The organism is Bradyrhizobium sp. in8p8 (assembly GCF_000426845.1).
GTDB lineage: Bacteria > Pseudomonadota > Alphaproteobacteria > Rhizobiales > Xanthobacteraceae > Bradyrhizobium > Bradyrhizobium japonicum_C.
In genome coordinates, this window is sequence record NZ_AUGD01000007.1 from 181905 (window position 1) to 196375 (window position 14471).

General features: G+C 64.6%; 10 protein-coding genes. 2 read left to right on the top strand and 8 right to left on the bottom strand.

The features are described from left to right. Window positions 1-87: 87 nt before the first annotated feature. Genes K408_RS0119260 through K408_RS0119270 form a run of 3 tightly spaced genes read right to left on the bottom strand, consistent with a single transcriptional unit; the run spans window position 88 to window position 4059 of the window. Window positions 88-1359: an NAD(P)/FAD-dependent oxidoreductase gene (locus K408_RS0119260; RefSeq protein WP_024340181.1), complete on the bottom strand. Its 1272-nt coding sequence runs from the start codon at window positions 1357-1359 to the stop codon at window positions 88-90. Window positions 1360-1412: 53 nt separating this feature from the next. Further along, on the bottom strand, window positions 1413-3599 hold the full coding sequence (locus K408_RS0119265; RefSeq protein WP_024340180.1) for a xanthine dehydrogenase family protein molybdopterin-binding subunit: 2187 nt from the start codon (window positions 3597-3599) through the stop codon (window positions 1413-1415). 10 nt (window positions 3600-3609) lie between these two features. Beyond that, a complete protein-coding gene (locus tag K408_RS0119270) occupies window positions 3610-4059 on the bottom strand; it encodes a (2Fe-2S)-binding protein (protein ID WP_024340179.1) in 450 nt (149 codons plus the stop codon). A 340-nt stretch (window positions 4060-4399) separates the two neighbouring features. On the opposite strand from K408_RS0119270, the gene K408_RS38250 reads away from it, so the two are divergent. Next, window positions 4400-6019, top strand: a complete 1620-nt coding sequence (locus tag K408_RS38250) for a B12-binding domain-containing radical SAM protein (RefSeq protein WP_024340178.1) — start codon at window positions 4400-4402, stop codon at window positions 6017-6019. Window positions 6020-6272: 253 nt separating this feature from the next. After that, entirely contained in the window at window positions 6273-8459 is a 2187-nt protein-coding gene (locus K408_RS0119280; RefSeq protein WP_024340177.1) for a hypothetical protein, read from the top strand. 29 nt (window positions 8460-8488) lie between these two features. Here the strand turns inward: K408_RS0119280 and K408_RS0119285 are convergent, their stop codons facing one another. The 5 genes from K408_RS0119285 to K408_RS0119305 all read right to left on the bottom strand — a co-directional run bounded on the left by K408_RS0119285 (window position 8489) and on the right by K408_RS0119305 (window position 14409). Beyond that, window positions 8489-9877: an MFS transporter gene (locus tag K408_RS0119285; RefSeq protein WP_024340176.1), complete on the bottom strand. Its 1389-nt coding sequence runs from the start codon at window positions 9875-9877 to the stop codon at window positions 8489-8491. Between the two features lie 437 nt (window positions 9878-10314). After that, window positions 10315-11061, bottom strand: a complete 747-nt coding sequence (locus K408_RS0119290) for an SDR family NAD(P)-dependent oxidoreductase (RefSeq protein WP_024340175.1) — start codon at window positions 11059-11061, stop codon at window positions 10315-10317. 165 nt (window positions 11062-11226) lie between these two features. Next, the gene (locus K408_RS0119295; RefSeq protein ID WP_024340174.1) at window positions 11227-12138 is read right to left on the bottom strand and encodes an MBL fold metallo-hydrolase; all 912 of its coding nucleotides are present in this window, start codon (window positions 12136-12138) and stop codon (window positions 11227-11229) included. A 37-nt stretch (window positions 12139-12175) separates the two neighbouring features. Then, on the bottom strand, window positions 12176-13381 hold the full coding sequence (locus tag K408_RS0119300) for an NAD(P)/FAD-dependent oxidoreductase (RefSeq protein WP_024340173.1): 1206 nt from the start codon (window positions 13379-13381) through the stop codon (window positions 12176-12178). 38 nt (window positions 13382-13419) lie between these two features. Further along, window positions 13420-14409: an alpha/beta fold hydrolase gene (locus K408_RS0119305; RefSeq protein WP_024340172.1), complete on the bottom strand. Its 990-nt coding sequence runs from the start codon at window positions 14407-14409 to the stop codon at window positions 13420-13422. Between the last annotated feature and the right edge of the window lie 62 nt (window positions 14410-14471).

The window sequence follows — 14471 nt, forward strand, 5'->3', positions numbered from 1 at the left end:
AACGGAGACACCCTCTCCCCAATTCTCCCCCGCAGGCGGGGGAGGGGGCGCACCGCGTTCATGCCGACGTGCTCGTCTCATCATGTACTAGCCAAACGTCTCCGCCGTGATGGTCTGAAACCAGCGCTCGGCTTCAGCCGACTCGCGGGCGCGCAGCTCGCGCGGCGCTTCGACCGGGCTGGTAGCGCCGCCTTCGACCTCGGCGAAGATGTCGCCCCTGGGCTGGTAGTTGCCCGCGAGCGAGAAGCCGTAGCCGGGCGCGACGGTGCTGTAGCAGACCCCTGTGAGTCGTGGCGCCTCCGGTTTACGACCGGCGAGCAGGCCGACGATCGCGTTAGCGCAGGCCTTGCCCTGCGAGCTCGCAGCGGAGGCCGACTTGGGAACGCCGCCGCCGAGGCAGGCGTCGCCAATGACGTGGACGTTCGGGACAAGTTTCGACTCGAACGTGACAGGATCGATCGGGCACCAGCCGGTCGCATCCGCAGCGCCCGCGATCCCGGCGATGCGTCCCGCGCGTTGCGGTGGGATGACGTTGGCGACATCGGGGGTGTAGTTGCCGAACTCCGTGACGATGGTTCTTGTCGCGGGATCGACCGAGGTGACGCGGCCGCCTTGCGACAGCGCGACGCGCTCGATCATGTCGCCGTAGAGCTCCTTCCACGCCTTCTCGAATAGCCGCTGCTGGGAGAAACTGTCCTTGGCATCGAGGATCAGAACCTTCGAGCGCGGCTTCTTCGTCTTCAGGTAATGCGCGATCAGACTGGCGCGCTCGTACGGCGCGGGCGGGCAACGGGAGGGATTGGCCGGGATTGCGATGGCGACGGTGCCGCCGTCCGCCATCGCCTCCAATTGCCTGCGCAGCAGAAGCGTTTGCGCGCCAGCCTTCCAGGCGTGCGGCATCGTCTTCGATGCGGCGTCGTCATAGCCGGGCAGGGCATCGAGATGGAAATCGATGCCGGGCGAGAGTATGAGGCGATCATATGTCAGCGCGGCGCCATCTGACGTGGTCACGATCCGCTTGTGCGGATCGATCATCTTGGCCGCCTGAACGACGACGGCGATGCCTTCGGCGGCGAGCCTGCCGTAGCCGAATTGTTGCGCCTCGATCTCGCGCAATCCCGCGATCACCTCGTTGCTGAACGGACACGAGATGAAAGTCTCGTTCGGCTCGATCAGGGTGACCACCAATTTTGGATCGGCGCGCTTGAGCGCGCGGGCGCAAGCCGCGCCGCCGAAGCCGCCGCCCACTACGACGATCCGGCCCGCCGGTTGCGCGCGCAGGATCGAAGGCGCGGCGAGCGATGTGGCCGCGACGGCTATGCCGAGGACGGCATTCCGTCGTGTCACCGGCGCATTCATGAGCCTTGTCCGGAAAATGCTGCGGCGGCCCGTCGTGGCCGCCGCAGCTCTTGTTATGCGAAGGTGATGTTCTGGTCGCGCAGCGGCACCGAGCGAATGCGCTTGCCTGTCGCCGCGAAGTACGCGTTGAGTACCGCCGGGGCCGCGACGCCGATGGTCGGCTCGCCGACACCGCCCCAGAACCCGCCGCTCGGCACCATCACCGATTCGACCTTCGGCATCTCGCTGATGCGCATCGAGTTGTAGGTGTCGAAGTTGGTTTGCTCGATCCTGCCGTCCTTGACGGTGCAGCCGCCGTAGAACAGCGCGGAGAGGCCATAGACGAAGGATCCCGCGATCTGCCGCTCCACCTGCGCCGGGTTGACGACGTAGCCGGGGTCGGTGGAGGCGACGATGCGATGCACCTTGATCTTGCTGCCATCTGTCACCGAGATCTCGGCGGCGCCCGCGACATAGCTCCCGTAGCCCATGACCTGCGCGATGCCGCGATAGACTCCCTGCGGCGCCGGCGTGTCCCAGCCGATCTTCTCGGCCACGGCATTGAGCACCGCAAGGTGCTTGGGGTGATTGCCCATCAGCTTGCGGCGGAACTCGAGCGGGTCCTGGCCTGCGGCATGGGCCAGCTCATCCATGAAGCATTCCATGTAGATCGCATTTTGATTGACGTTGACGCCGCGCCAGAAACCGGGCGGAACGTGCGGGTTGCGCATCGCATGCTCGATCAGCAGGTTCGGCACCGAATAGCCGAACGCGGCCTCTCCGGATTGGGCCACGCCCTGGAATGCGATGGGATCCATTCCGCTTTGCAGCGCCTCCGGGCGAAGCGAGAACAGGATCGATTGCCCGGACAGGCGGTAGTGCAGCGCAACGAGATTATTGTTGGCATCGAGCGCGCCCGTCATCTTGCACTGGCTGATCGGGTGATACCGGCCCTGCGCCATGTCCTCCTCGCGTGACCACAACAGCTTGATTGGCGTGCCCGGCATTTGCTTGGCGATCATGACCGCTTGGCGGACATAGTCGGTCTGGCCACGCCGGCCGAAGCCGCCGCCCGGCATCACCTTGTGCACGTCGCACTTCTCGGCCGGAAGGCCGGACGCCTCCAGCACAGCCGCGAAGGCCGCCTCGCCATTTTGCGTGCCGCACCAGACCTCGCATTTGTCTGCCGTATAGAGCGCGGTGGCGTTCATCGGCTCCATGGTGGCGTGGTTCTGGTAGGGATAGGAGTAGACGGCTTCCACTTTCTTGGCTGCGCTGGCGATCGCCGCCTTGGCATCGCCGTTCTTGTTGCCGACATAGGCCGGCTGCGAATCCTCGAGGCCCTCGGCCAGCCACTTCGCGATCGACGCGCTGGAGACCTTGGCGTTATCGCCCTCGTCCCAGGCGATCGGCAACGCGTCCAGCGCGGTCTTGGCGTGCCACCAGGTATCGGCAACGACCGCGACCGCGGTATCGCCGACCTTGACCACTTTCTTGACGCCTTTCATGCCGGCGATCCTCGCTTCGTCGAAGCTCTTCAGCTTGCCGCCGAACACCGGGCAATCCTTGATCGCAGCATTGAGCATGCCGGGCAGCTTGACGTCGGCGCCGTAGATCATGGCACCGGTGGTCTTGTCGACGGTGTCGAGCCGCTTCACACCCTTGCCGATCAGCTTCCAGTCCTTCGGATCCTTCAGCTTGACATCCGGCGGCGGAGCCAGCTTGGCGGCGGCCTCTGCGACCTTGCCGTAGGTCGTTGTCCGGCCCGACGGCGTATGGGTGATGACACTGCTGGACACCGTGCACTCGGACGCCGGCACTTTCCACGCATCGGCGGCGGCCTGGATCAGCATCACGCGCGCAGTTGCGCCGCCTTTGCGAACATAGTCCTGCGAGGAGCGGATGCCGCGGCTGCCTCCGGTCGAGAAATCGCCCCAGACGCGCTTGCGGGCGACACTCTGGCCGGGAGTCGGATATTCAGTCGTGACCTTGGTCCAGTCGCATTCGAGTTCCTCTGCGACGAGCTGAGCGAGGCCGGTGAGCGAACCCTGGCCCATCTCGGAGCGGGCGACGCGGATCACTACCGTGTCATCCGGCCTGACCACGACCCAGGCGCCGATCTCCGGCGAGCCGTCGGCGGCGCGCACCACGGCGGGGCCGCCGAAGGGAATGTCGAGGCCGATTGCGAGGCCGGCACCGAGGGTGGCGCTTCCAATCACGAAAGCGCGACGGTTCATCCTGGGAGAGACGTGCTTGTTCATGAGCGGCTCCCTACGCGCTTGCGATCATGTGGATCGCCTCGCGCACCTGCTGGAAGGTGCCGCAGCGGCAGATATTGGTGATGGCCTCGTCGATATCGGCGTCTGTCGGCTTCGGCTTCTCGTTCAGCAGCGCCGCTACCGCCATGATCATGCCGCTCTGGCAATAGCCGCATTGCGGCACGTCCTGGGCGATCCAGGCTTCCTGTACCTTGTGCAGCGAATCTCTGGATGCGAGCCCTTCGATCGTGGTGATCTTCTTGCCCTCGGCCTCGCTGACCGAGATTCCACAGGAGCGCATCGCCACGCCATCGAGGTGAACGGTGCAGGCGCCGCATTGTGCGATGCCGCAGCCGTATTTGGTGCCGGTCAGGCCTGCATTCTCGCGGATCGCCCAGAGCAGCGGCGTATCCGGCTCGACGTCGAGGGTGAAGGTTTTTCCGTTGATTGTTAGGTTTGCCATCGCAAGTCCCCTGATTGGCCCAATCCACCGATTGAACTCAGGGGCGCAATCTGTCCGGCAACCTGGAGCCGTTCAAATCAACACTCCGCGGGTAGCCGGGAATGCATTGCCCGGCCGCGCGGAAGGATGGACCGGGCCGCTGTCTTGCCTCATCCCTTTGCTATCGATTCGGGTTGGCGGCTCTTCCATGGACGCCAATCCGCGGCTTCAGGCGACGCCAGGTCGCGAAGGGGTGGGTTCCCGACCCGATCACCCAGGTGCAGCGGCGACAGTTTGTCCCTTTTGCCGGGATGCAAGACGCCAGCGCTTTGATACACTGCGCCGACGCAAAAGGAGTTCCATGAACGTGCCGAGTCCCTGCAACGTACTGATGCTCTACCCGCTGTTCTCGGCGGAGTCCTTCTGGACCTTCGGCGAATCCTGCAAAGTCATGGGCGTCAAGCGGCCCGCCGCCCCCTTGGGCCTGATCACCGTCGCCGCGATGTTGCCCAAGAGCTGGACGGTCCGGCTGATCGATTGCAACACGGCACCCTTCGGCGAGGAGGATCTCGCCTGGGCCGATGTCGTCTTCACCGGCGGAATGATGCCGCAGCAGGCCGATACGCTGCGCCTGATCGAGGTCTGCCGCGCGGCCGGCAAGCCTGTCGTCGTCGGCGGCCCCGATCCAACGTCGAGCCCGCATCTCTATGAACGGGCCGACTTCCGGGTGCTCGGCGAGGCCGAGAGCGTCATCGACGATTTCATCGCGGCCTGGGAAAGCGGCGCGCGCTCCGGCACCTTCACCGCGCCGAAGTTCCAGGCCGACGTCACCAAGACGCCGGTGCCGCGTTTCGATCTGCTCAAGTTCGAAGACTATCTCTATCTCGGCGTGCAGTATTCACGCGGCTGTCCCTTCACCTGCGAATTCTGCGACATCATCGAGCTCTACGGGCGCGTGCCGCGGACCAAGACGATCGAGCAGATGTTCGTGGAGCTCGAGACGCTTTACCAGATGGGCTACCGTGGCCATCTCGACTTCGTCGACGACAATTTCATCGGCAACAAGAAGTCGCTGCGGCAATTCCTGCCGCAACTCGCAGAATGGCAGCGGACGCACGGCTATCCCTTCGAATTCTCCACGGAAGCCTCGGTCAACCTGGCCGACGATCCGGAACTCTTGGATTTGATGGGCGCGGCCAATTTCTTCGGCATCTTCGTCGGCATCGAAAGTCCGGACCCTGCGACGCTCATCGCGATGCGCAAGAAGCAGAACACGCGGCGCAATATCGCCGAGAGCATCCACAAGATCTACGCCGCCGGCATGCTCGTCACCGCGGGCTTTATCGTCGGCTTCGACAACGAGAAGGTCTCGATGGCGGAGGCCATGATCGAATTCATCGAGGAGGCGGCGATTCCCGTCGCCATGGTCGGCCTGCTCTATGCGTTGCCGAACACGCAGCTCACGCGCCGGCTGGAGCGTGAGGGGCGGCTGCATGCCGGCCACGACGTGGCGCCGACCATCGGCGCCGATCAGTGCACGGCCGGCATCAACTTCGATCCGGTCCGCCCGTTGCGCGACATTCTGATGGATTACAAGCGGGTGCTCGAGCACGTCTACAGCCCGGCTGCCTATGCGGGACGCGTGGACCGCCTGATGACGCTGCTCGACCGCTCCAGGCAGCGTTCCGAGCTCGCCGAAGGAGATATCCGCTCCAAGCTCGGGGCGATGGAAACCGTGCACAAGGTGGTCACCGCCCTTCCCGAGGCGCGGGGGCCGCTCTGGCAGACTTTCATGAACTGCGCCAAGCGCGACACCTCATCTGCGCGCATTGCCGTGCAGATGATCGCGGCCTATGCGCATCTCGGGCCGTTCTCGCGCAAGGTCATCGCGGCCATCGATGAGCGCCTGGCGGCGCTGGACGGGCACGTGCCGAATCCCATCGTGGCTGCAGGCCCGGCTGAAGAGCGACATCTGGCCTGACATCCGCAAAGTCGATAGCGATCGCCGGCGGCGCCTTGAGGCGCCGGCGGCCAAACTGGTTGTCATGTGTGAGATCCCCGCTTGACAGCCGGACAAGCCTAAGCTGATCGTCATCGAGGCGACATTGGGCCTGCCGTGATTTCGGGGCCCGGAAAAGTTCCGAGCGGGGTATTTGAACTGACCCGCGCTGCTTTGTGTTCGTGCGCCGTTGCGACTGACGTCATTGCCAGGTTAGCTTTCGCGGGGTTGAGCCATGGTCACGAAGGTGGTCCGCTGGTCGATTGCACTGATTGTCCTGGCCGCGCTGGTCCTCACCTATCTGCCTTCCTACATCACCGATTCCATTTACAAGAACGTCGAGGACATCACGGACGGTGAGATGCCCGCCACCGTCACTGCCTTTCAATCGGGGCCGGACGTCGTCAGCACCATTGGTGGCAGCGGCGAAGGCTTGAATTGCAGCCTGCCACCCTGGGCCAACATATTGTTCGATAGCGAGGGGGATTCCCGCCAGAAGCGCCATCTCGTCCTGCAGCGCTTCAGGCAGGCCTGCGTCTTCCACGACCTGTGCTATCGGCATGGCCTTGCGACCTATGGCTATAACCAGAACGATTGCGATCGCATTCTGCAGAATGCGGCCTTTCGGCTCTGCGTCTACATTCGCAACGGCAGTCATGACAGCGGTGCGGCGCGCTGTCAGTCCGATTCCAAATTGGTGCTGGCCGGTGTGAGCCTCGGAGGCTACGAAGCCTATCGCGGCTGGGATCGATCGACCTATTTCGAATTCGACTCGGACCCGTCGCGGTCGAACGGGTTTCAGGTCAGCCGCGTGGTCGGTCATCCCTTCAAGGCGATCGTGCCGGCCAAATACGCCGGTGACCCTGATCAGGTCATTCTCATGTTCGAGAACCTTCGTTCCAATCTTGCGGTGACCTGCATCACCTGCGCGGAAGTTCCCATTCTCGATTGGACCACCGATCCCAATGCCGTCAGCGCTGAGCTGCGCTCGGTCGGCGTGACGCGGTTGCCGGACGTGCTGCTCAGGCGCGTGCCCATGCTTACGGAAACCATGCCGGTCTGGTTGCCACCTCGCCGGCGGCACGCGGCTCCGCATCTCCTGGTCGATGGAACGGGCAGGGACCATCTGATCTGGATGAGCCGGAACAACTCGGAGAACAGCGTATCCTGCATCGTCGGCGCCGATGCTGCGCGTCTCCTCACCAATACTTCACCGATCCGGGATCTCTGCTCGGTCGATGCGGGGCCATCGCTCACCCGCGTGGAGATCGACATGTTCGCGAGCTCTCCGCTTCCGATGGAAGTACCCGGCAGTCCTGACATCATTTATGCGACGTCGATCAGCCCGCAGAAGACGAGGGAGCACGATCTGAGCTTTTGTTCGCGTTCCGCGTCCAGGAAGGTCGAGGGGACCGGCGACGACCGGTCCAAATGCGTCACCTTCACCGAAGCGGAGGTCCGCGACGGCGCGGGGCTCGGTGCATTTCAGAACTTTCCGCTGGTTCGCCGGGGACAGCAGATCTATTTCGCGCGGGACCTCGCGCAGCGGACGGACTCGCCGCTGACTGCGGCCTGGCAGCGCGCCTTTGGCAATACCTTTTCGCCGGACGGCGCGCTGCTGGTGATCGACGTGGCACCGCCGCCCGTCGATCGAGGGCCCCTCTCGGCCAAGCTGAAGAAGATCGTCCGGTTCGACATCGACGATCGCTTCGATCCGATGATGCCGATCACGCGCAAGGTGGACGATTTGCGATTCCTGAGCCTTGAGGCGACGAAGTCGAGCGTGCACCTTCGCATGATCGATTTCGCCAAGGACAACCCCTCCGTCGGCAATGTGCAGCTGATGATGAGTAACGGCGAAGTGGACCTGGACCGCTCCTGGGCGCAGAGGCCGATGCTGGTGGTGGAGACCCGCGACGCGCGACCCAAGACCAGGCTCGTGTTCTCGCGTGGAGAGATCGCGGCCGAACCGGGCAAGCCCCTCTCCGCGACGACGGAGGCGTTGACGCTCCAGACTTTGGTATTCGAGCGTGATGCCGCTGCCCCCTCGAATACGCCTTTCGTGAAATCGGCGGGAGCGGCATGCCGGATCGTCTACGAGTTCGAACCGGACCGCACCGATTGGCCGTGCTACCGCGCGTTCGACCCCGAGCGCACCATGCGGGCCTCGCCGGCCACGCGGATGCGGGCATCCCAGATGCTGGTCGGGCGGTTCATTCAAGGCGAGGGCCATGGCATCGCGTTTCCAGATCTCTGTTTGAAGTCGGAGCCGATCGTGCTGAAGCCGCAAGGAAGTACGTTCGTGCCGCTGAGCGAGACCGCGGGCTGGAAGGGACCGCCAAGGTTTCAACGGACGATCACTTGCGAGCCGCTCGATGCCGCGTCCGTCGTGAGCCATCCCATCACGCAGAAAGCGCCGTGATGGCCGGCGCTGGAGCGCGCAGATCGGGCCTACTTCACCGCGAGCCGCAAGAAGCTCATCACGCTGCCCAGCGCGGCAAAGCCTGCGCCGAGCGCCAGCGCCAAGGTCGCGCCGCCGTGTCCGGCCAGCGCAAAGCAGGCGGCGGCGAGCGCGGCTCCAGTCGTCTGCCCGGTCAGGCGCGCAGTGGCGACGATGCCGGAGGCACTGCCGCTGCGGTGCGGCGGCGCGCTTGACATCACCGCCTTCATGTTCGGCGCCTGGAAGAAGCCGAACCCCATCCCGCAGATCACCATCCGCCAGATGATGTCAGGAATCGCAGGATTGGGGGGCAGCATCGCGAGAAGCGCCATGCCGACGCCGAGCAGCACGAGGCCGATCCCGCCGAGCAGGCCGACCGCATGGCGGTCGGACAGGCGCCCCGCGATCGGGGCCATGATGCCGACCACCAGCGGCCATGGTGTCATGAAGAAGCCGGTCTCGACCTGCGAGCGGCCGAGCACGTCCTCGAAATAGAACGGCAGCGAGACGAAGGCGAGACCTTGGACTGCGAAGGCGCAAACGGCCGTTGCTGCCGACAGCGCGAACATCGGCCGGCTGAACAGGTCGATCGGCAGCATCGGCGCCGGATGATCGGCATGGCGGCGCGTCAGGATGAAGCCGAGCACGAGGGCGGCGATCAACTCGGCGCCCACGACGGTCGGCGAGAGGTTGTGCGCGGCGCTGCCGATGCCCGTGATGAACAGGCCGAGGCAGGCGGCGGCGAGGACCGCGCCGAGCAGATCGAACCCGTGACCGGCGCGCGGCGTCTTCGGTAGCATCGCAAAGCCGATACAGATCGCAATCAGCCCGAACGGAATGTTGACGGCGAACAGCCACGGCCATGGCCCGAATGCGAGGATGGCGGAGGCGACCGAGGGGCCGACCGTGAACGCCGTCGCGACCACCAGCGCGTTGTGGCCGAAGCCACGGCCCTGCATCCGGCCCGGATAGACGTGGCGCACCAGGGCCGTGTTGACGCTCATGATGCCGCTCGCGCCCAGGCCTTGCAGCGTGCGCGCGACGAGCAGGCTGTCCAGCGACCATGCCACCGAGCAGAACAACGACGCGACGGTGAACAGGATCAGGCCGCCCAGATAGATGCGCTGATGCCCGACGATCTCGCCGAGCGCTCCGAGCGGCAGCAGCGTCGCCACCAGCGCGATCTGGTAGACGTTGACGACCCAGATCGACTGCTCCGGCGTGACACGCAGATCGGCGGCGATGGCGGGCAGGGCGATGTTGGCGATCGCGGTGTCGAGCGAGGCCATCGCGAGCGCCGTGAAGATCGCGGCGATAGCCCAGCGCCGCTGCCCGGTGGGAAGGCCGTCGGCGGTCGGCTGGTCGGGCTCGCGCGCCGCAGCAGGTAACGTGATTGTCATTGCGCTGGCGCGTTGCTCCGGCGGCGTTGGCTATGCGCCGTGTACTACGGCTTGGCGGCCGGCCACAGGCTCGTGCGTGCATGCTGTGTATGCGCCGATGCCGGACGCCGCGGAAAGGGAAGGGCGACCGAGCCGGGTCGGCTGCACAGGTTCTTGGTCACGACGATCGATCAAAACTCGAAAACAACCCCATGCACAGTAGAAGGACCTTTGATCGCAAAGGCTTTTTTGAGCCAGGTTGCAACGACACGCGCAGTTCCGGACAATTTGACCTGTTCGGCAAAACACTGGCACGATGTTGACTTGGCAGCGGTAGGGCAGAGGCCTGCATTCTCTTGCGGAGCCCATCATGTGTCACGTTGCAGCTGTCGATGGGTTTCGCTTCGCCCGACCCTGTCCATTCGATCGGCGCCGGCAGCGCCATTGGCCGCGCGGGATCATGCCAATCCCAGGCCGCCGTCGATCGCGATCACCTGACCGGTCACCCACGCCGACGCGGGCCCGGCGAGTTGGACGATCCATTCAGCGACATCGTCCGGCGCGCCGCGGCGACCGAGCGGTATGCTGACGCGCTCCTGTTCCTCGACCACCGCGGCCTGTTGAGCCGACAATCCCATCATGCCGGTCAGCGCGCCTGTCTGCGTCGGGCCTGGGGCGACGGCGTTCACTCTGATCCCGAACGGCGCCAGCTCCAGCGCCCAGCACCGCGTCAAATGCTCCACGGCGGCTTTGCTGGCTGCGTAGTGAGATAGCCTTGCCGCCGCTTTGTGCCCGAAAGTGCTAGAGACATTGACGATCGTGCCGCGCGTGGCCTTGAGATGAGGAAGTGCCGCGGACGCGAGCAGACTGGGACCGAGCACGTTGACGGCGGAGATATCTGTGATGCGATCGGCAGTGACATCGGCAAGCGACAAGATTGCGCCGGCGCCGGCATTGTTGACCAGCGCATCGAGGCGGCCCCATTTGTCGAGTGCCTTTGCAACGGTTCGCTGGGCATCGTCGGCGGACGCCGCATCCGCCGTCATTCCCGCGATATCCGGGTGTTGCAGCATCGTCTCCTCGATCAGGCCCGCCCGGCGGCCGGTGATGAGCACCCGGTAGCCCTGCTTCGCGAAGCGCAGCGCCGCTGCCCGTCCGATACCTGAAGTGCCGCCCGTGACGACAACGACCTTTTGATCTTGCATGTTCTGGTCTCTTGCGCGGCGGACCGCATCGATTGGTTGGATTGAAGACGAGTTTGCAGGCCACGGCGGTCGATTGTCGGTGTCCCGGCCGCCGTGAGGGCTGTGATCCGGAGCGCGAGCTCAGTCAGCCGAGAGGGCGCTCCGGTCCGGCCTGTCGGATAGCGGTCAGTAGTCCCAGAAGACCGGTACCCAGCGGAAGGCGTCGCCGGCGGCCGCAACATGACCGACCGATGGGAACGGCATGTGCGTGGCCACCAGCAGCTCGCCGCTCTCTGCGAGCTCCCGTAAGAGGTGGATGCGAACGCGCGCCGCCTCCTCAGGGTCGTGCTCGAAGCCGTTGTGCCAGTCGGGCTGGTCGAACCCGACGGCAAACACGGCATCGCCGGCAAATGTCAGCGCCTCGCCGGCGGAGGCCACGCGGACCACGCTGTGTCCGGGAGTGTGACCACCGGTGCGACGGGCGACGACACCAGGTGCAACCTCGTGCTGCTCGTCGAATTGTCGTATCTGGCTGCCGTACATTCCAACGAACTGCTTGGCCGCGGCTCGAAGCGCATCCGGGAATCCTCGCGGCATGTTCGTGTAAGTGAAATCCGGAGATTCCCAGAACTTGACCTCGGCGGCCGCCACGTGGATCCGCAGATCCTTGCGCAGCCGTTCTTTCACGCCCTCGACCAGCAAGCCGCCGACGTGATCCATGTGCATGTGGGTGAGCACAAGGTCGGTCACCGATGCCAGATCGATGCCGGCGGCTTCCAGGCGCTTGATCAATTGGCCTGCGCGCGGCAAATGCAAGTCCGGATCGGACCCCAGTCCGGCATCGATGAGGATGGTTTGGTCGCCGCTGCGCACCATCACCGCATTGAGGGCCCAGTCGAACGCGTCCGGCGGCAGGAACATGTCTTTCAACCAACTGGCCCGTGCAGCCGGCTCAGCATTGTGCGCCAGCATGGCGGTTGGCAGCGGTAGCACGCCGTCGCTGATCACCAGCACGTCGATGTCGCCGATGCGCACTGCATAGCGCGACGGGACGAGCTCTTCGGGTTTCGATGCAATGGAGATGTTGTGCAGGTTCATTCTAGTCTCCTGTTGAAGGCTGGGGTGGCTAGCTTGCTTAAAGAGCGGTGACGCGCTCCGGATCGGCCGAGGCGAGGGCTGCGGCACGTTCAGCCTTGGGCGGATATATCCAGACAGTGTTGATCTCCTGCTTGGTCTTCTTGGCGACATCGCCGACCATCGCGACCGTGCGCTCCCAGCCGCGCGTGAACAGCGCGCCCGCTTCGCCAAGGTCGAGGCAGGTGACGTAGGCTTTCTGGTGATAGGATCTGGTCGGAACGCCCAGCAGCTCGGCGGCGGCGTTGTTGCCAGCGAAGGCGCCCATCCGGGTCGCATGCTGGCACGACATCAGCGCGTAATTGCCGACATCGTCACATGCGGCCCGCGCGGCATCGCCAGTGGCGAAGACACCGCTTACCGATGGAACGCGAAGATCACGGTCGACGAGCAGTCGGCCAAACTGGTCGCGTTCAGCCGGAATCTGTGCCGTCAACGGAGCCGCGCGCATGCCGGCGGCCCAGATCGCCGTCTCACATTCGATCCGTTCACCGCTGGAGAGCGTGACTCCGGACTTGTCGAGGGAGGCCACTCCGACACCGAGCCTGGTCTCGATGCCGAGCTTCTGCAGCGCCTCCTCGATGATCGGCCGGGGCCCTGCGCCCATATCGGGGGCGATCGTCTCATTGCGGTCGACTATGACCACGCGCAGCCGGGCGTCCTTGCCGAGAATTTTGTGCAGGCGCGACGGCACTTCGGTTGCCGCCTCGATACCGGTGAATCCACCCCCTGCGACGACAACGGTATTGCGTGCCAGCGAAGCCGGACGGTTCGACAGCCCGTGCAGGTGACGATCGAGCGCGATCGCATCATCGAGTTGGTCGACGCTGAAGCCGTGCTCGGCGAGGCCGGGAACGTTCGGGCGAAACAGCCGGCTACCGGTGGCGACCACCAACCGGTCGTAGGACAGCTTCTTGCGCGCGCCCTGCGCGGCAGCGACCTCGACGATTTTGGACCTGGTATCGATCGCCTCGGCATGACCCCTGACATAGACGACGTCGATCGCCTCGAGAACGTCCTGCAGCGGTGCCGTCAGGGTCTCGGGGTTCGGTTCGTAGAGCCGCGGGCGAACCACCAGCGTCGGCTCGGGCGCGACGAGCGCGATCTCGAGTTCGTCGGGCGGAGCGCCCTGGATGTCGCGCAGGCGGGCGGCGGAAAGGGCGGCATACATGCCGGCGAAGCCGGCGCCAATGATGACGATGCGCATGTTGACTGGTCCTTGAGTTGATTGCGATGAAGACGAGGCTACGCTGTCACGAACCTGAGCAAGTCGCCGTTGACGATGTCGGGATGGGTCGTGCAACAACCGTGCGGCAGCAGGTCGTAGATTTTCAAGGTGCTGTGCTTCAGAAGCCGGGCCGACAGCGGTGCGGAGTCTGCGACGGGGACGATCTGGTCGTCGCTGCCATGCAGGACGAGCGTCGGCACAGCGATGCTCTTCAGGTCTTCGCTGAAGTCGGTCTCGGAGAAGGCCTTGATGCCGTCGTAATGGGCCTTGGCGCTACCCATCATGCCTTGACGCCACCAGTTCCAGATCGTCGCCTGCGAAGGCTCGGCACCCGGACGATTGTATCCGTAGAAGGGGCCGCTCGCGAATTCATGATAGAATTGCGGCCTGTTGGCTGCGAGTCGACCGCGTAAGCCGTCGAAGACCTTAAGGGGCAATCCGCCGGGATTGGACTCGGTCTTGAGCATCAGGGGTGGCACAGCGCCGATGAGCACCAGCTTGGCCACGCGATCGCGGCCATGACGTGCGACGTAGCGCGCTGCCTCGCCGCCGCCTGTCGAGTGGCCGACGTGGATGGCGTTGCGAAGATCGAGTTGCTGGACAAGGGCAGCGACGTCGGCCGCATAGTGGTCCATGTCGTGCCCGTCGCCGACATGGCTCGAGCGGCCGTGGCCGCGGCGGTCATGGGCGATCACGCGAAAGCCCTTGCCGAGGAAGAAGAGCATCTGGGCATCCCAGTCATCGGCGCTGAGCGGCCAACCGTGATGGAAGACGATCGGTTGTGCGGACTTCGGTCCCCAGTCCTTGTAGAAGATCTTTGCGCCGTCGCTGGTGGTGACAGAACCTGTGCCGTCGTTCCTGCCGGTCGAGAGGGCCGCGATCTCCACGTCGTTGCCTACTGCCGAGGTGGAGCGGATAGTCAATGCCGCCGCGTACAAGAGAGTTGTTGCGAGAATGCTTCGCCGCGAGGTGCTCACGAGCTGGCTGACAGAGCTGATCAAGGTCATTTGCCATTTCCGTTTCAGGTGCGGGCACCATGATTCCTAGCGAAACGCATGCGCCGATGCCC

Coding starts and splice junctions, on each gene's coding strand:
- K408_RS0119260 (WP_024340181.1), bottom strand. CDS start 1,359: ATGAATGCGCCGGTGACACGACGGAATGCCGTCCTCGGCATAGCCGTC.
- K408_RS0119265 (WP_024340180.1), bottom strand. CDS start 3,599: ATGAACAAGCACGTCTCTCCCAGGATGAACCGTCGCGCTTTCGTGATT.
- K408_RS0119270 (WP_024340179.1), bottom strand. CDS start 4,059: ATGGCAAACCTAACAATCAACGGAAAAACCTTCACCCTCGACGTCGAG.
- K408_RS38250 (WP_024340178.1), top strand. CDS start 4,400: ATGAACGTGCCGAGTCCCTGCAACGTACTGATGCTCTACCCGCTGTTC.
- K408_RS0119280 (WP_024340177.1), top strand. CDS start 6,273: ATGGTCACGAAGGTGGTCCGCTGGTCGATTGCACTGATTGTCCTGGCC.
- K408_RS0119285 (WP_024340176.1), bottom strand. CDS start 9,877: ATGACAATCACGTTACCTGCTGCGGCGCGCGAGCCCGACCAGCCGACC.
- K408_RS0119290 (WP_024340175.1), bottom strand. CDS start 11,061: ATGCAAGATCAAAAGGTCGTTGTCGTCACGGGCGGCACTTCAGGTATC.
- K408_RS0119295 (WP_024340174.1), bottom strand. CDS start 12,138: ATGAACCTGCACAACATCTCCATTGCATCGAAACCCGAAGAGCTCGTC.
- K408_RS0119300 (WP_024340173.1), bottom strand. CDS start 13,381: ATGCGCATCGTCATCATTGGCGCCGGCTTCGCCGGCATGTATGCCGCC.
- K408_RS0119305 (WP_024340172.1), bottom strand. CDS start 14,409: ATGACCTTGATCAGCTCTGTCAGCCAGCTCGTGAGCACCTCGCGGCGA.